Raw genomic sequence first — 15,102 nt, forward strand, 5'->3', positions numbered from 1 at the left:
TGCGGCGGACCGCGCCGCTACATCGGCGGGTTGCCGTGCTTGCGGCTGGGCAGGTCGGCGTGCTTGGTGCGGAGCATGGCCAGGGCGGAGGCGATCACCTGGCGCGTCTCGGCCGGGTCGATGACGTCGTCCACGAGGCCGCGCTCGGCCGCGTAGTACGGGTGCATCAGCTCGTTCTTGTATTCCTTGATCTTCTGGGCGCGCATGGCGTCCGGGTCCTCGGCGGCGTTGATCTCGCGGCGGAAGATGACGTTGGCGGCGCCCTCGGCACCCATCACCGCGATCTCGTTGGTCGGCCAGGCGTAGGACAGGTCCGCGCCGATGGAGCGGGAGTCCATCACGATGTAGGCGCCGCCGTAGGCCTTGCGCAGGATCAGCGAGATGCGCGGCACGGTGGCGTTGCAGTACGCGTACAGCAGCTTGGCGCCGTGGCGGATGATGCCGCCGTGCTCCTGGTCGACGCCGGGCAGGAAGCCGGGGACGTCCAGCAGGGTGACCAGCGGGATGTTGAAGGCGTCGCACATCTGGACGAAGCGCGCGGCCTTCTCGCTGGCGTTGATGTCCAGCACGCCGGCCAGCGACTGCGGCTGGTTGGCGATGATGCCGGTGACGTGGCCGTCGACCCGGGCCAGCACGCACAGCACGTTGGTCGCCCAGCGCTCGTGGACCTCCAGGTACTCGCCGTGGTCGACGATCTCCTCGATCACCTTGCGCATGTCGTACGGGCGGTTGCCGTCGGCGGGCACCAGGTCGAGCAGGCTGTCGTTGCGGCGCTCGACCGGGTCCTCGCTGACCACGGACGGCGGCATCTCGCGGTTGTTCTGCGGCAGCAGCGACAGGAGGTAGCGGACCTCCTCGATGCAGGACTGCTCGTCGTCGTAGACGAAGTGCGAGACGCCCGAGACGCCGGCGTGCACGTCGGCGCCGCCGAGGCCGTTCTGGCTGATCTTCTCGCCGGTCACCGCCTGGACCACGTCCGGGCCGGTGATGAACATCTGCGAGGTCTCGCGGACCATGAAGACGAAGTCGGTCAGCGCGGGGGAGTACGCGGCGCCGCCGGCGCACGGGCCGAGCATCACCGAGATCTGCGGGATGACCCCGGAGGCCTTGGTGTTGCGCTGGAAGATGCCGCCGTAACCGGCCAGGGCGGTGACGCCCTCCTGGATGCGGGCGCCGGCCCCGTCGTTCAGCGAGACCAGCGGGGCGCCGGCCGCGATGGCCATGTCCATGATCTTGTGGATCTTCTGCGCGTGGGCCTCGCCCAGGGCGCCGCCGAAGATCCGGAAGTCGTGCGCGTAGGTGAACACGGTGCGTCCGTGCACGGTGCCCCAGCCGACGATCACGCCGTCGGTGTGCGGCTTCTTGGCCTCCAGGCCGAAGCCCTGGGCGCGGTGCCGGCGCAGCGGCTCGACCTCGCGGAAGGAGCCCTCGTCCAGCAGCAGCTCGATGCGCTCGCGGGCGGTCAGCTTGCCCTTCGCGTGCTGGGCCTCGGTGGCCTTCTCGCTGGGGCCGCGACGCACCTTCTCGCGGAGCTCGTGGAGCTCGGCGACCCGCCCCTTGGCGTCGACCGGGACCTCGGGGACCTCGCCGCCGACCGGCGCCTCATGCACAACCGTCATCTCGAACCACTCCAAGGGTGAGGGAACTGTCCGACAGCCAATGTCTGCTGTGCCCCCAGCTGCGAATCAACTTCTTCACTTATGACTGTACGAGGGGGCGTGTGCTGGTTTCGGCGTCGATTCCGTACAAGGTCGAGTTCGTTTAGCTGTCAGGCCTTCACAGAAGCGGACGGGTCGAGGGCGGTGCTCCCCGTGTCCGTTCGAATGCCGAGGGTGATCGGTCAGGTGATGGTCCGATGATCTGAGCATAAAGAAAAGCGCAGGTCAGGGCTGTCTCGCCACACTGTAGGGCGGCTGTCTGGAGCACGGCTAAAGCGCCGCTCGACTGTGGCGCCGGGAACGGACGGAGTCGTGCCAGAGGCTCCACAGTCGTAGGGAAGCGCCAAAAACGTCGCTGCCCACCTGCGGTCGGCCGAGTGGGCTGTTCGGGGGAGCGGGCGGGCCGCTCCGATCAGCTCTTTCGCCCGTCCTCGGGTTCGTCCCCGCCGCGCAGCTCCCGCTCCCGGCGGCGCAGATCGGCCTCCCACTGCTTGAGCATGTCCTCGTGGTCCTTGTCGTTCCCCTTCAACGACCCGTTCCCGAGGGAGGCGAGGAACTCCGGATCGTCGTCCGGTGCCGGCGGGCGTCCGCCCCGCGCGCCGCCGTACCCCGCCGGGCCGCCGTCGGCCGGCCGCCCCGGCTGCCCGTCCGGCGCGCCGGACCGCAGGAAGCCGCGCCGCTTGCCGGCCGCCAGCCAGGCGATCGGGCCGAGCGGGGGGAAGAGCAGCACGATGATCAGCCAGATCGGCTTCGGCAGGTGCCGCACCTCGTCCTCGGGGGCCACCAGGCAGTCGATGAACGCCCACACCCACAGCGCGAGCGGAAGGACGATGGTCAGAAGAATCCTCAGCACGGCTGCGGTCTCCCCCCGTCGAGGGCGGTAGCGGCGGGCGCCTTCCCGGGCCCTTGACGCAAGCCAGGCTATAGGGTGGCGGATACTGACAGGCATGGCATACGACGATCTCCGCTCGTTTCTCCGGGCCCTCGACCGCGAGGGCGACCTCAAGCGCATCAAGGCGGAGGTGGACCCCCACCTGGAGATCGGCGAGATCGTCGATCGCGTGCAGAAGGCCAAGGGCCCGGCGCTGTTGTTCGAGAACGTCAAGGGCTCGTCGATGCCGCTCGCGATGAACGTCTTCGGCACCGAACGGCGCCTCGCCAAGTCGCTCGGCCTCAAGGGCCCGGAGGACGTCTCCGAGAAGATCGCCGGCCTGCTCAAGCCGGAACTGCCGCAGGGCTTCACCGGCTTCCGGGACGCCTTCGGCAAGCTCGCCTCGATGGCGCACGTCCCGCCCCGGCAGGTGAAGTCCGGCGACGCCCCGGTCCAGGAGGTCGTGCTCACCGGCGACGACGTCAACCTGGACGAGCTGCCCGCCCTCTTCACCTGGCCGCTGGACGGCGGCTCCTTCTTCAACCTGGGCCTGACCCACACCAAGGACCCGGACTCCGGCGTCCGCAACCTCGGCCTCTACCGGCTCCAGCGGCACGACCGCCGCACCATCGGGATGCACTGGCAGATCCACAAGGACAGTCGCAACCACTACGCGGTCGCGGCGAAGCGCGGCGAGCGCCTCCCGGTCGCGATCGCCTTCGGCTGCCCGCCGGCCGTCACCTACGCGGCCACCGCGCCGCTGCCCGGCGACATCGACGAGTACCTGTTCGCCGGCTTCATCGCGGGCGAGCGGGTGCGGATGGTCGACTGCAAGACCGTGCCGCTGCAGGTCCCGGCCGACGCCGAGGTCGTCCTGGAGGGCTGGCTGGAGCCCGGTGAGATGCTCCCCGAGGGCCCGTTCGGCGACCACACCGGCTTCTACACCCCGCAGGAGCCGTTCCCGGCGCTGACGATCGACTGCGTGACGATGCGCCGCCGTCCGATCCTGCAGTCCATCGTGGTCGGCCGCCCGCCGACGGAGGACGGCCCGCTGGGCAAGTTCACCGAGCGGTTCTTCCTGCCGCTGCTGAAGATCATCATCCCGGACATCGTCGACTACGACCTGCCCGAGGCCGGCGGCTTCCACAACTGCGTGATCGTCTCGATCGACAAGAAGTACCCCAAGCACGCCCAGAAGACGATGCACGCGATCTGGGGCGCCCACATGATGTCGCTCACCAAGCTGATCATCGTGGTGGACTCCGACTGCGACGTCCACGACTACCAGGAAGTCGCCTGGCGGGCGTTCGGGAACGTCGACTACAGCCGGGACCTCACCGTGGTCGAGGGCCCGGTCGACCACCTCGACCACGCCTCCTACCAGCAGTTCTGGGGCGGCAAGGCGGGCATCGACGCGACCCGCAAGCTCCCGGAGGAGGGCTACACCCGGGACGGCGGCTGGCCGGAGATGGTGTCCTCGGACCCGGCCACGGCCGCACTGGTCTCGCGTCGCTGGAAGGAATACGGACTGTGAGCACGGCCGCTGTCGAAACCCCGGGACGCACGAGGGCGTTCCTGCGCCTGGTGATGATCGAGCACTCGGTCTTCGCCCTGCCCTTCGCCTACATCGCCGCGCTGACCGCCATGTTCCTGGCCGACAGGCGGGTGCACTGGGGCGAGCTGTTCGTCGTCACCGTCTGCATGGTGGGCCTGCGCACCTTCGCGATGGCCGCCAACCGGATCATCGACCGCGAGCTCGACGCCCGGAACCCGCGCACGGCCGGGCGCGAACTCGTCACGGGCGCGGTGTCGTTGAGGACGGCGTACGTCGGGTCGGCGGTCGCCCTGGTGGCGTTCCTCGGCGCCGCGGCGATGCTGAACCCGCTCTGCCTGGCGCTCGCCCCGGTGGCCGTGGTGCCGATGGTCGTCTATCCGTACGGCAAGCGGTTCACCAACTTCCCGCAGGCCATCCTGGGGCTGGCCCAGGCCATGGGCCCGGTGGGCGCCTGGCTCGCGGTGACCGGCAGCTGGTCCTGGGAGGCCGTGGTGCTGGGCGTCGCCGTCGGCATCTGGATCGGCGGCTTCGACCTGATCTACGCCTGCCAGGACGTCGAGTCCGACCGGGAGAACGGCGTCGGCTCCCCGCCGGCCCGCTTCGGCGTCCCGGCCGCGATCCGGGGCGCCCGGGTCTGCCACGTCCTCACCACCCTGCTGCTCGGCTGGTTCGCGGTCCTCACCCACGCCGGCCCGGCGTTCTGGATCGGCCTGCTGGTCGTCGCCGGCGCCTTCGTCTACGAGCACACCATCGTCCGCCCCAACGACCTGTCCAGGCTCAACCGGGCCTTCTTCCAGACCAACAGCTTCGTCGGCATCTCGCTGTTCTTCTTCGCCCTCGTCGACCTGGTCCTCCGCGGTCTCGGCATCTGACCCGGGCGGCGCCCGCCGGGATTCCGGCGGGCGCCGCGTCGCGTCCGAGGGCCGGGTCACTCCTCCTTGAGGTAGCCCTCGTACTCGGCCGCGGTGAGCAGATCCTTCAGCTCGTCGGCGCTGGTGAGCGTCAGCTCGATCATCCAGCCGTCGCCGTACGGGTCGCCGTTGATGTCCTCGGGTGCCTCGTTCAGGTCCTGGTTCACCGCGGCGACCGTTCCGGACAGCGGGGCGTAGAGCTCGCTCACCGACTTGACCGACTCCACCGTGCCGAACGGTTGGCCGCGGTCGAACTTGTCCTTCTCCTTGGGGAGTTCGACGAAGACGATGTCACCGAGCTGCCTCTGCGCGTAGTTGGTGATGCCCACGCGGGCTGTCTTTCCCTGCAGCAGGACCCACTCGTGGTCCCTGGTGTACTTGAGGTCGGCGGGGATGTCGGCGGGCATGGCTTCCTCTTTCGCTCGGGCGGCTGACCGGTTACGGGGAGGAGCCTGCTACACATCCCCGCTCCCGAACGCGAACTCACCCGAACGAGTGAGGCCTGCGCGTCAGTTGTGCAGGAAGGACTCCAGCGACGACGCCAGGGCGACCGGCGCCTCGTACATCGGGTAGTGCCCGCTGCCGCCGAGCTCCTCCAGCTCCGCGTTGGGGTAGTGCTCCAGCCAGGTGCCCCGCATGACGTCGGCGGTCAGGGCGAGGTCGTGCTCGCCGACGATCACCTTGACCGGCACCGGGTTCCCGTTGATCCGGCGCTCCAGGTCGGCCGTCGTCCAGTCCCGGACGTACCCGTCGAAGGCCTCGGCGTTCGACAGCCGCAGCGACTGGTCGACCATCCGGTCCAGCCAGACCCGGCCGGCCCGCTGACCGGTGACCAGGTCGAGGATCGCGTACCGCTTCTCCCGGTCCCCGGCGGCGCCGTAGAACAGCGCCTCGCCGGCCTCGTCCAGCGGGTACGCCCCGGCCGGCACCGGCGCCAGGCCGACCAGCTTGCGCACCCGCAGCGGCGCCTCGGCCAGGACCTGCTGGGCAGCCTTGCCGCCCATCGAGTGGCCGACCAGCGAGAAGCGGTCCCAGCCGAGCTGGTCGGCGAGGGCGAGCGCGTCGGCGGCGATCTCGGCGAGGGTGTACTCGCCGGTGACGTCCTTGCGTTCGCCGTAGCCGCGGTAGTCGAGGAAGGCGTAGCTGAAGGCCCTGCCGTCGAGGTAGTCGAGGAAGGGGCCCCAGCCCGCGCTGGTGCCGAACCAGTCGTGCAGGACGAGGACGTGGTGGTCGCCGGTGCCGGTCACGCGGTGAGGGATCGTCATGCCGGTGGTCCTCCCCCGGAAACCACCCGTCCGAACGACCGGTCCGTGAAACGCGCCGTCCGCCGGGTCAGGCGGTCGGCCGCCGGGCGAACGCCGGGGCGTGTTCGGGGCGCGGACCGAGGGCGATGAGCCGGGAGAGGGCGAGCCGGACCGCAGGCACCCGGCGGGAGACCACGGCGAAGCCGGTGGGCGGCCCGGAGCGGCGGCCGGAGAGCACCGGCGCGAACATGACGCCGTGGAGGATCCGCTGGAGCCGTTGCATGACCACGGTGGGCCACCAGCGGCGCCGCTGCACCCGGGCCAGGGCGGCGACGGTCGGGCGGCCGCGCCGGAGCGGTTCGGCGAGCAGGGTGGCGGCGGCGACGGCGTCCTGGACGGCGAGGTTGATGCCGACGCCGCCGGCCGGGGACATCGCGTGGGCGGCGTCGCCGATCAGCAGCAGTCCGTCGACGTACCAGCGGTCCAGCCGGTTGAGCCTGACGTCGAGCAGGTGGACGTCGTCCATGCTCGCCAGCTGGTCGACGCGGTCGGCGTACTGCGGCATGATCCGGGCGATCCGGGCGCGGAAGCGTTCGATGCCCTCGCCGCGCAGCCGGGCGTCGGAGCCCTTGGAGTTGAAGTACGCGATCTGGAAGAAGTCGTCGCGGGTGAGGCTGAGCGCCATGTCGCGGTCCCCGAAGCCGGGGGTGAGGTTGGGTGGGGCGGTCCGCTCGTGGGCGTGCCGGGGGAGGCGGAACCACCAGACGTCGAAGGGCACCGGGTACTCCCGGGGGGCGAGACCGGCCTCCCGGCGCAGCGTGGAGTGCCGGCCGTCGGCGGCGACGGTGAGGTCGGCGCGGATCTCGCCCTCCTCGCCGTCCCGGGTGCGGTAGCGCACGCCGACCACCCGTCCGCCCTCCCGCAGCAGCCCGGTCGCCTCGGTGTTCATCCGCACGGTGAAGGCGGGCTCCCGCTTCGCCTCCTCGACCAGGAAGTTGAGCAGGTCCCACTGCGGCATCATCGCGATGTAGTTGTACGGAGCGGGCAGCCGGTCGAAGGCGCTCAGCACGACGGTGCCGACGCCGGGCAGCGGCAGCACCAGGTTGCCGAGCCGGCTCTGCGGGAGTTCGGCGAACTTCCGGCCGAGGCCGAGTTCGTCCATCAGCCGCACGGTGGAGGCGTGGACGGTGTCGCCGCGGAAGTCGCGCAGGAAGTCGGCGTGCTTCTCCAGCACGGTCACCTCGACCCCCGCCCGGGCCAGCATCAGGCCCAGCATCATTCCGGCCGGTCCGCCCCCGGAGACGACGACGCTCATGGCTTTCTCCCCTCGGTCCCCTTGCCGCTCCTCGTGGAACTTGCATATAGAGAATCTCTGGAACCGTCTCAGGTGTCAAGTAGTACGATGCTCCACATGCAGGATCTGGTGAAGGCCGCCCTGGCAGCGGCGAAGGAACGCGGACAGGACGTCGCGGACGTGCCGCTGACGGCGATCGCGACGGCCGCCGGGATCTCGCGCAGCACCCTGCTGCGCCGGCTCGGCGGCTCCCGCGCCGCCCTGGACGAGGCGGTCCGGCAGACGGGCGTCGACCCGGGCGGACGCCCGCCGGTACGGGAGCGCGCGATCGAGGCGGCGGCCCGTCTGGTGGCCGAACGCGGCCTCGGGGCGATCACCCTGGACGCCGTCGCGGACCGCGCCGAGTGCTCGCTGCCCAGCCTGCACGCCGTCTTCGAGGGCCGGGACGGCCTGCTCGCCGCCGTCTTCCTGCAGTACGGCCCGCTGCCGAACCTGGAGGCGCTGGCGGCCGACCCGCCCGAGCGCCTGGACGACACCGTCCGGGCGCTCCACCACACCTTCCTCGCTAGCCTCGCCGACGAGCCGCGGATCGTCCCGGCGGTCTTCGCCGACCTGCTCAGCCGCCCCGACGGGCCCGCCGCCCGGATGATGACGGTCCACATGCCGCGGATCGTCGAGGGCCTCGGCCGGCTGCTGTTGCCCCACGTCGAGTCCGGCCGGATCCGACCGCTGCCGCTCCCGGTTCTGGTGCAACTGCTGCTGGGCCCGCTGCTCAGCCGCGTCCTGATGCGCCCGGTGCTCGAAACCACCCTCGGGGCCGGCCTGCCCTCGCTGGACGAGTCCATCGACCTCTTCACCGAGGCCTACCTGCGGGCGGTCGCCCTGCCCGCCCGCGACGAGAGCACCCCCGGAGGAGAGCCGTGATCGGCACACTGCAGTGCCTGGTGCTGGACTGCCCGGACCCGGGGGCGCTCGCCCGGTTCTACGCGGCTGTGCTCGGCGGCGAGGTCGACCGCCCGGACCGGCGGTGGTCCCTCGGCGCCGGCTGGTCCACCCTCCACCTCGACGACGGGACGGTGTTCTGCTTCCAGGGCGTCGCCGACCACCGCCCGCCCCGCTGGCCCGACGGGGAGCACCCCCAGCAGGCGCACCTGGACATCGACGTGGCGGACCTCGACACCGCCGAAGCCGCCGTACTCGCCCTCGGTGCCGTACGGCTCCACGACGCCGGCGGCTGGCGCGTCCACGCCGACCCGGCCGGGCATCCCTTCTGCCTCGTCAGGGGCTGAGAACGCCGAGCCCCGGCCCCCGGACAGTGCCGGGGAGCCGGGGCTCGGTGCTCTTCTGAGCGGGGGATCAGGCGCTGCGGCGGCGCCGCGCGAAGAACAGCGCGGCGATGCCGCTGGCGAGCAGGCCGGCGGCGGCCGCCGCGGCCGCCAGCATGCCGTCCGAGCCGGTGTGGGCGAGCGAGCCGCCCGCCGACTGGGTGTCGGTGGTGCTGTCGGTGCCGGTGGCGTCGGAGCCGCCACCGGAGGTGCTGGTGAGGCCGGCCTTGACGGCGGTGGTGTCACCGCCCGCGGCGCCCTTGCCCGTGCCGCTGACCGGGGTGCTGGTGACGTCCACGGGGAAGCCCTGCGGGCCGACGGAGGCGGGGAAGTCGGTGTTCTCGCCGAGGACGGCCCAGGTGTTGACGTAGGTCCGGCCGATCGGGGCGCCGTCGGTGAAGCCGAGGCGGACGTGCTTGGTGACGGTGGTCGAGGCGGGCAGGTTCTTGTCCGCCGTGAGGTGGTAGACGACCTGGTCGGCGCCCGGCTGGCTGGTCGGGACGCCGGTGACGTTCTCCCAGCTGCCGTCGGCCTTCTGCACCTGGAGGGTGCTGCGCCGGTCGGTCTGGACGATGGGCGACACGTTGTCGTAGGCCGAGGCACTGGAGTTGATGAAACTGATGTCGAACTCGGCCGGGGTGCCGCCGGGGACCGCGGTGGTGGGCGCGCCCTTGGTCTGCACGTCGAGGGCCTTGAGCGCGACGTCCTTGGTGCTCTCGGCGAGGACGTACTGACCCGTCCTGTCGAGGACGGCCGAGGCGAGCTTGACGGTGCCGCTCTGGCCGGCCCAGTCGTTGTTGAGCGGGGCGGCGAGGCGGAGCTGGACGGTCTTGGCGCCGTGGGCGGGGACGGTCACGTCGTTGAGGGAGCCGATGAAGTGGAACCCGTCGGGCTGCTGCTTGAAGGTGAGCCCGACCGGCTTCCAGTTGCCGTCGGCGTCGAGGGACTCCAGCGCGATGCGGCCGTCGCTGCGGGCGTTCGGGTTGCTCGCGTCGAGCTTGAGGTTGAACGGCGCGTCGGAGCTGCCCGCGTTGGTGACGGTCTCGGTGAACTCGACCGGCTTGCCGCCGTTGCCGATCGACGCCGGCTCCTGCACCGACAGGCCCAGGGCGGAGCCGGTGAGGTTGATCGCGATGTACTGGGGGCCGACCGAGACGGGCGAGTAGTTGCTGCCCTGGTCGAGCAGCGCCCACGGGTGGACGTACGTCGTGCCGATCTTGGCGTCTCCGGTGAAGCCGAGGCGCAGGTGCCGGGTGAAGGTCTCGCCCGGCGCCAGGTTCTGGTCGTCCGCGAGCTGGTAGAGGAGGTCTCCGCCGGCGTGGGGGAGGGAGGTTCCGGTGAGGGTCTGCCAGCTGCCGTCGGCCTTCTGCATCTGGAGCGTGCTGGACTTGTCGGCCTCCAGGACCTTGGAGGCGTTGGTGAAGCGGGAGGCGCTGGGGTTCTTGATGGTGACGTCGAACTCGACCGGCGCGCCGCCGATGACGGCGGTGGTCGGGGCGTTCCCGACCTCCAGGGTCACGTACTCGGCCGAGACGTCCTTGGTGCTCTCGGCGAGGACGGTGCTGCCGGTCGCGTCGAGGACGGCGGAGCTGAGCTTCACGGTGGACACCCGGTCGGTCCAGTAGGAGTGGAGCCCGGTGGTGAGGCGAAGCTGGACGGTCCTGGTGGCGCCGGCGGCGACGGTCAGGCCGGGCACCGTGTCGGTGACGGGCTTCCAGGCGCCGTCCGTGTCGCGGTACTCGACCTTGATGACCTGGTTGGCGAGGGGGCTGGCGTCGGTCGCGGCCTTGACCCGCAGCTTGAACGAGGCGTCGGCGGTGCCGGAGTTGGTGACGGTCTCGGTGAACTCGACGGGCCCTCCGCCGCGGCCGACCGTCGCGGGTGCGTCGACCTGCAGCGACAGCTTGTCGGCCGTGGCCTTGGCGGTCGGCTCCGCGGTGGCGGTGGCGGTGGCGGTGGCGGTGGCGGTGGCGGCCGGGGCGTCGGCGGCGTAGGCGGCCGGGGAGGCCACGACGGCGCCGGTCGCCAGCAGGACGCCCAGGGTGGCGGCGGTGAGAACGGTGGAGCGCGAACGACGTGCAGGCACGACGGACATTCGAGTACCCCCCAGGGTGTTGCACCGACAGCGTTCTGCCGGTCGATCAGCGCGGTCATGGTCGGACCCGAGGTCCGGGGTGGTGCCCCCGGTGTCGCCTGCGGGTCGCTCGGGCGGGCTTCCCCGCCGCTCACTCACATAGACGTGCGACAGGCACGGGGGTTGCAGGTGGGTTCAAAGTTTTTTCGGAGAATCTTCAAAGCCCCTCTGACCTGCGGATTCGTCCCCTGGCCTGCCCGGCGGATCAGTCCAGCACCAACCGGTCGCCCAGCCGCAGCCGCCCTGGAGCGGCCACCTCGGCGAGGGCGTCGAGCCGGCCCTCGTGGGCGTGCGCGATCGCCTTGAGGATCTCGGGGGCGTGCGGCAGTCCGGGCTGCGGGGCGCCGCTCATCGCGCAGCGCTCGCTGGAGGCGACGAAGGCGAGCCGGGCGCTGTCCGGGGCCTCGCCGTGGGCCCGGCGGCCGAGCCAGGTGTCCTCGACGAAGGGCGGAGTGCCGGGCGGGGTGCGCAGCACGATGTTGGGACGGAAGCGGCGTTCGTCCACCACGGCGAACGGGACGGCCTCGCGGACCCAGTCCAGGGTGGCGGTGGTGAGCAGGCTGACCGGCAGCCGGTCGAAGTGCGAGACGGCGTCCTCGCGGGCGAGTTCGACGTCCGCGCGCTGGAGGTAGGCGCGCAGGAAGGCGGTCGGGCGGTCGATCGGACGGCCGAGCGGGTCGAACAGTTCGGGGCCGTCGATCCGGTGGCCGAGGCGGGCGGAGAGTCGGAGCAGGCCGTCCATCCGGCGGAAGCGGCGGGTGTTCTTGCCCGAGCCGAGCCTGCCGGAGGCGTCGCGGACGGCGTAGAGGCGGTCGCCGGCCAGGCCGCGCAGGTCCACGTCCACGGCGCCGAGCCGCTCACCGCCGGTGGACTTCACGGGGTAGCGCCAGAGCCGCTCGACCACTCCGATGATCTCAGCCATGGCCGGACAGCCTAGTGGCGCCACCGGGGGATGGTCTAGACCAAGTCCCCTGCCGGATGGGCCTCCACGCGTGGTCGGGGCACCCCTCAGCCCAGCCGCGCCACCGCCCGCACCGGAGCCCCGTCCGCCGCCACCAGCCGCAACGGGAACAGCGAGACCTCGACCGGCCGGCCGGCCTCCTGCGCCTCCAGCAGCGCCCGCAGGTCGGTCAGGTTCTCGGCGATCACCCCTCCGCCCTCCGCCCCCAGCAGCACCCGGTGGGCGGCCAGCGTCGACTCCTCCACCGCCGGGTCGGGCCCGTCGTGCTCGTCGGTGAGGTCGGCGAGCAGCGCGGCCACCGCCCGGTCGTCCGGCCCCGGGTCGGGAGTGGGGTCCACGCTCAGCGCGTCCACGCCGACCGTCCGCACCCCGGCGGCCACGATAGCCTCGGCGGCGGCCGGGGTGAGGCTGGGGTGGGCCAGGTAGGCGTCGGTGCCCCAGTGCCGGGCCCAGCCGGTGGCCAGCAGCAGGACGGAGCCCTCCCCGCAGCGCTCCAGCGCGGGCGCCAGCAGTTCGGGGGTGACGGCCGTACGGGGCTCCAGCCCGCGCAGGTCGGCCACCACGGCCGGGCCGGTGAACCGCTCCAGCGGCAGCCCGTCCAGGGTCGGCCAGGTGACGTCCACGTGGTACGGCGCGTCCACGTGCGTCCCGGACTGCGAGCCGAGGTGCAGGGCCAGCACGTTCACCCCGGCGGTGGCGGTGGTGAGCGCGGGCTCCAGCAGGACGGCCGGGTCGCCGGGGTAGACCGGCATCGCGGTGGTCACCTGATGGGTGAGGTCGACGAGGGTCGCTGCCATGCGCCCATCCTCCCAGGGGGCGCGCCGCCGCGGGCCCGCTCCGCCGTCCCCGGGCCGAAGCCGCAGGTGGGGGCGGGACAGAATTGCCCCATGGGAACTGCGAAGCGTCAGCCGTGGGTGGTCGGGGTCTCGGGAGCGTCGGGGACGCCGTACGCGGCCTCGGTGATCCGGGCGCTGCTCGCCGCCGGTGAGGCGGTGGACCTGATCGTCAGCCGGGCCGCCCGGCTCACCCTCCTGGACGAGACCGGCATCTCCTTCCGGGACGCCCACTGGCGCACCGACCTGGCGCGCTGGCTCGGGACGGAGGACCGCCTGGACGACGTCCGGTACTGGCCGGCCGGGGACTTCGCGGCCGGACCGTCCAGCGGCTCGTACCCCGCCAAGGGCATGCTGGTCGTCCCCGCGACCACCGGCGCGGTGGCCGGGATCGCGCTCGGCCTGAGCAAGGACCTGCTGCAGCGGGTCGCCAGCGTCACCCTCAAGGAGCGCCGCCCGCTGGTCGTGTGCGTGCGCGAGACACCACTCAACGGGGTGACGTTGAAGCACTTGGTGGAACTGGACGCGCAGGGCGCGGTCGTGCTGCCCGCCTCGCCCGGCTTCTACGCCGGCGGCTCCACCGTGCGCGAACTCGTGGATTTCGTGGCCGGACGGGTGCTGGACGCGGTCGACGTGCCGCATTCCCTGTACCTGCGCTGGGAGGGCGAGTTGGGCGCGGCCGCCCGCAAACCGGGCGACGGGGACGGCGATCGGGCTGAGGGGGAGTAAGGAGAGCGAGGGTGGGAGAGTATCTTCTCTGCGATATCCGGGACGGTCAGCGCACAGCGCCTTTGAATCCGGATAATGATCTGTGGGTCTGGTGAGGTTCGGAAGGACGCGGACGGTATATGGACACGGTGGACAGGCAGCTCATCCAGGCGCTCCGGGAGAACGGCCGCGCGTCCTACGCCGAGCTGGGCCGGCTGGTCGGTCTCTCCGGCCCGAGCGTCACGGACCGCATCAACCGCCTGGAGCAGGCCGGTGTGATCACCGGTTACCGCGCGACGGTCAACCCGGCCTCGCTCGGCTTCGGCGTCACGGCCCTGATCGGCCTTCAGCTCACCGACGCGGCCGACCACGAGGACGTCGCGTTCCGGCTGAAGGACCTCAACGAGGTCGAGGACTGCTGGTTCATCGCGGGTGACGACTCCTACATGCTCAAGGTCCGGGTGGCCGACGTGGCCGGGCTGGAGTCGGTGGTGAAGCGGATCTCGGGCACGAAGGGCGTGGCCAGGACGCGCACCACCGTCGTACTCTCCACGAAGTGGGAGAACCGGGTGAGTGAGCTTCCTCCTGTAGGAGAGTGACGTATGGCACTGGTCGGTCTGGAGGAGCTGCGCGCCGCCCGGCAGCGGATCGCGGGGGTGGCCGTACGCACCCCGCTGGTCCCCGCCCCCTGGGCGGCCGAGGGCGAGCGGCGGCTCTGGCTCAAGCCCGAGAACCTCCAGCCGACCGGGGCCTTCAAGACCCGCGGCGCCTACAACCGGCTGTCCGCGCTGTCCGCGGACGAGCGTTCCAGCGGCGTGGTCGCCCAGTCCAGCGGTAACCACGCACAGGCGGTCGCGTACGCGGCGCAGCTGCTCGGCATCAAGGCCGTGATCGTGATGCCGGACACCTCGCCCGCGGTCAAGGTGGAGGCCACCCGCTCGTACGGCGCCGAGGTGATCCTGGTGCCGCCGGCCGAGCGGGACACCCTGCCCGGCGAGCTGGCCGACCGGCACGGCTACGTCTGGGTGCCGCCGTACGACGACCCGTTCATCATCGCGGGCCAGGGCACCGTCGGCCTGGAGATCGCCGAGGACGCCCCGGCCGAGCTGGACACCGTCCTGGTGCCGGTCAGCGGCGGCGGTCTGATCGGCGGGACGGCGGCCGCGCTCAAGCTCACCCGCCCGGGCGTCCGGGTGATCGGCGTGGAGCCGGAGCTGGCCGCCGACGCCCGGGCGAGTCTGCGCTCCGGGCGCCGGGTGGAGTGGCCGGCCGCGGACACCTACCGGACCATCGCGGACGGGCTGCGCACCCCCTCGGTCGGCGTGCTGCCGTACGAGCACATCACCGCCTACGTGGACGACATCGTCACCGTCACCGAGGACGAGATCCGCGCCACCGTCGCCCTGCTGGCCCGCCGCGGCCGGCTGGTCGCCGAGCCCTCCGGCGCGGTCGCCCCGGCCGCGTACTTCCACCGGGCCGCCGAGACCGGGGGCCAGACGGTGGCCGCCGTGGTCAGCGGCGGCAACATCGACCCGGGTCTGCTCGCGGAGCTGCTCTCGGCATAGGCGTAGGCTCCTTCCGGCAAGGAATCGAATGTCGGAGGAGGCG

At 71.8% G+C, this 15,102-nt stretch carries 15 protein-coding genes; 7 read left to right on the forward strand and 8 right to left on the reverse strand.

Annotated elements, in window-relative coordinates; all coding sequences use genetic code 11:
* Positions 1 to 17: 17 nt before the first annotated feature.
* Positions 18 to 1,619: an acyl-CoA carboxylase subunit beta gene (locus BOQ63_RS26065; protein ID WP_030284248.1), complete on the reverse strand. Its 1,602-nt coding sequence runs from the start codon at positions 1,617 to 1,619 to the stop codon at positions 18 to 20.
* 451 nt (positions 1,620 to 2,070) lie between these two features.
* Positions 2,071 to 2,511, reverse strand: a complete 441-nt coding sequence (locus BOQ63_RS26070; protein ID WP_030284246.1) for a PLD nuclease N-terminal domain-containing protein — start codon at positions 2,509 to 2,511, stop codon at positions 2,071 to 2,073.
* A 94-nt stretch (positions 2,512 to 2,605) separates the two neighbouring features.
* Between BOQ63_RS26070 and BOQ63_RS26075 the strand changes: the two genes are divergently transcribed.
* Complete coding sequence (locus BOQ63_RS26075) at positions 2,606 to 4,063, forward strand: menaquinone biosynthesis decarboxylase (protein WP_030284245.1); 1,458 nt, start codon at positions 2,606 to 2,608, stop codon at positions 4,061 to 4,063.
* Complete coding sequence (mqnP, locus tag BOQ63_RS26080; protein ID WP_030284244.1) at positions 4,051 to 4,956, forward strand: menaquinone biosynthesis prenyltransferase MqnP; 906 nt, start codon at positions 4,051 to 4,053, stop codon at positions 4,954 to 4,956. Before BOQ63_RS26075 ends, mqnP begins: the two co-directional genes overlap by 13 nt.
* A gap of 56 nt (positions 4,957 to 5,012) precedes the next feature.
* On the opposite strand, the gene gcvH is transcribed toward mqnP, so the two are convergent.
* The 3 genes from gcvH to BOQ63_RS26095 form a co-directional block, all read right to left on the reverse strand.
* On the reverse strand, positions 5,013 to 5,402 hold the full coding sequence (gene gcvH, locus BOQ63_RS26085; RefSeq protein ID WP_030551587.1) for a glycine cleavage system protein GcvH: 390 nt from the start codon (positions 5,400 to 5,402) through the stop codon (positions 5,013 to 5,015).
* A gap of 102 nt (positions 5,403 to 5,504) precedes the next feature.
* The gene (locus tag BOQ63_RS26090) at positions 5,505 to 6,260 is read right to left on the reverse strand and encodes an alpha/beta fold hydrolase (protein ID WP_030284237.1); all 756 of its coding nucleotides are present in this window, start codon (positions 6,258 to 6,260) and stop codon (positions 5,505 to 5,507) included.
* Between the two features lie 67 nt (positions 6,261 to 6,327).
* On the reverse strand, positions 6,328 to 7,554 hold the full coding sequence (locus BOQ63_RS26095) for an FAD-dependent oxidoreductase (RefSeq protein WP_030284234.1): 1,227 nt from the start codon (positions 7,552 to 7,554) through the stop codon (positions 6,328 to 6,330).
* A 96-nt stretch (positions 7,555 to 7,650) separates the two neighbouring features.
* Between BOQ63_RS26095 and BOQ63_RS26100 the strand changes: the two genes are divergently transcribed.
* Together BOQ63_RS26100 and BOQ63_RS26105 are read left to right on the forward strand one after the other, a co-directional pair.
* Complete coding sequence (locus BOQ63_RS26100) at positions 7,651 to 8,457, forward strand: TetR/AcrR family transcriptional regulator (protein ID WP_072656360.1); 807 nt, start codon at positions 7,651 to 7,653, stop codon at positions 8,455 to 8,457.
* Positions 8,454 to 8,822 (forward strand): VOC family protein, encoded by a 369-nt coding sequence (locus BOQ63_RS26105; RefSeq protein ID WP_030284229.1) that lies wholly within the window; start codon positions 8,454 to 8,456, stop codon positions 8,820 to 8,822. The genes BOQ63_RS26100 and BOQ63_RS26105 overlap by 4 nt, the downstream gene beginning before the upstream one ends.
* Positions 8,823 to 8,889: 67 nt before the next feature.
* Here BOQ63_RS26105 and BOQ63_RS26110 read toward each other — a convergent pair whose 3' ends face one another.
* The 3 genes from BOQ63_RS26110 to BOQ63_RS26120 form a co-directional block, all read right to left on the reverse strand.
* Positions 8,890 to 10,944, reverse strand: a complete 2,055-nt coding sequence (locus tag BOQ63_RS26110; RefSeq protein WP_143174778.1) for an LPXTG cell wall anchor domain-containing protein — start codon at positions 10,942 to 10,944, stop codon at positions 8,890 to 8,892.
* A gap of 253 nt (positions 10,945 to 11,197) precedes the next feature.
* Positions 11,198 to 11,914, reverse strand: a complete 717-nt coding sequence (locus BOQ63_RS26115) for an MOSC domain-containing protein (RefSeq protein WP_030551581.1) — start codon at positions 11,912 to 11,914, stop codon at positions 11,198 to 11,200.
* A gap of 86 nt (positions 11,915 to 12,000) precedes the next feature.
* Complete coding sequence (locus BOQ63_RS26120) at positions 12,001 to 12,750, reverse strand: cyclase family protein (protein WP_030284224.1); 750 nt, start codon at positions 12,748 to 12,750, stop codon at positions 12,001 to 12,003.
* Positions 12,751 to 12,840: 90 nt separating this feature from the next.
* Between BOQ63_RS26120 and BOQ63_RS26125 the strand changes: the two genes are divergently transcribed.
* From BOQ63_RS26125 to BOQ63_RS26135, 3 genes are all read left to right on the forward strand, one after another.
* Positions 12,841 to 13,515, forward strand: coding sequence for a UbiX family flavin prenyltransferase (locus tag BOQ63_RS26125; protein ID WP_030284222.1), 675 nt, complete (start codon positions 12,841 to 12,843; stop codon positions 13,513 to 13,515).
* 119 nt (positions 13,516 to 13,634) lie between these two features.
* Entirely contained in the window at positions 13,635 to 14,093 is a 459-nt protein-coding gene (locus tag BOQ63_RS26130; RefSeq protein WP_030055719.1) for an Lrp/AsnC family transcriptional regulator, read from the forward strand.
* 3 nt (positions 14,094 to 14,096) lie between these two features.
* Positions 14,097 to 15,059 carry a threonine ammonia-lyase gene (locus BOQ63_RS26135; RefSeq protein WP_030284219.1) on the forward strand — a complete coding sequence of 321 codons (963 nt, stop codon included), beginning with the start codon at positions 14,097 to 14,099 and terminating at the stop codon, positions 15,057 to 15,059.
* Positions 15,060 to 15,102: the final 43 nt, after the last annotated feature.

Origin of the sequence: Streptomyces viridifaciens, from assembly GCF_001888885.2 — a bacterium.
GTDB lineage: Bacteria > Actinomycetota > Actinomycetes > Streptomycetales > Streptomycetaceae > Kitasatospora > Kitasatospora aureofaciens.

Excerpts from the sequence above, each read along its gene's own strand:
- BOQ63_RS26065 (WP_030284248.1), bottom strand. The coding sequence starts at position 1,619 with ATGACGGTTGTGCATGAGGCGCCGGTCGGCGGCGAGGTCCCCGAGGTC.
- BOQ63_RS26075 (WP_030284245.1), top strand. The coding sequence starts at position 2,606 with ATGGCATACGACGATCTCCGCTCGTTTCTCCGGGCCCTCGACCGCGAG.
- gcvH (WP_030551587.1), bottom strand. The coding sequence starts at position 5,402 with ATGCCCGCCGACATCCCCGCCGACCTCAAGTACACCAGGGACCACGAG.
- BOQ63_RS26090 (WP_030284237.1), bottom strand. The coding sequence starts at position 6,260 with ATGACGATCCCTCACCGCGTGACCGGCACCGGCGACCACCACGTCCTC.
- BOQ63_RS26095 (WP_030284234.1), bottom strand. The coding sequence starts at position 7,554 with ATGAGCGTCGTCGTCTCCGGGGGCGGACCGGCCGGAATGATGCTGGGC.
- BOQ63_RS26100 (WP_072656360.1), top strand. The coding sequence starts at position 7,651 with ATGCAGGATCTGGTGAAGGCCGCCCTGGCAGCGGCGAAGGAACGCGGA.
- BOQ63_RS26115 (WP_030551581.1), bottom strand. The coding sequence starts at position 11,914 with ATGGCTGAGATCATCGGAGTGGTCGAGCGGCTCTGGCGCTACCCCGTG.
- BOQ63_RS26120 (WP_030284224.1), bottom strand. The coding sequence starts at position 12,750 with ATGGCAGCGACCCTCGTCGACCTCACCCATCAGGTGACCACCGCGATG.
- BOQ63_RS26125 (WP_030284222.1), top strand. The coding sequence starts at position 12,841 with ATGGGAACTGCGAAGCGTCAGCCGTGGGTGGTCGGGGTCTCGGGAGCG.
- BOQ63_RS26130 (WP_030055719.1), top strand. The coding sequence starts at position 13,635 with ATGGACACGGTGGACAGGCAGCTCATCCAGGCGCTCCGGGAGAACGGC.
- BOQ63_RS26135 (WP_030284219.1), top strand. The coding sequence starts at position 14,097 with ATGGCACTGGTCGGTCTGGAGGAGCTGCGCGCCGCCCGGCAGCGGATC.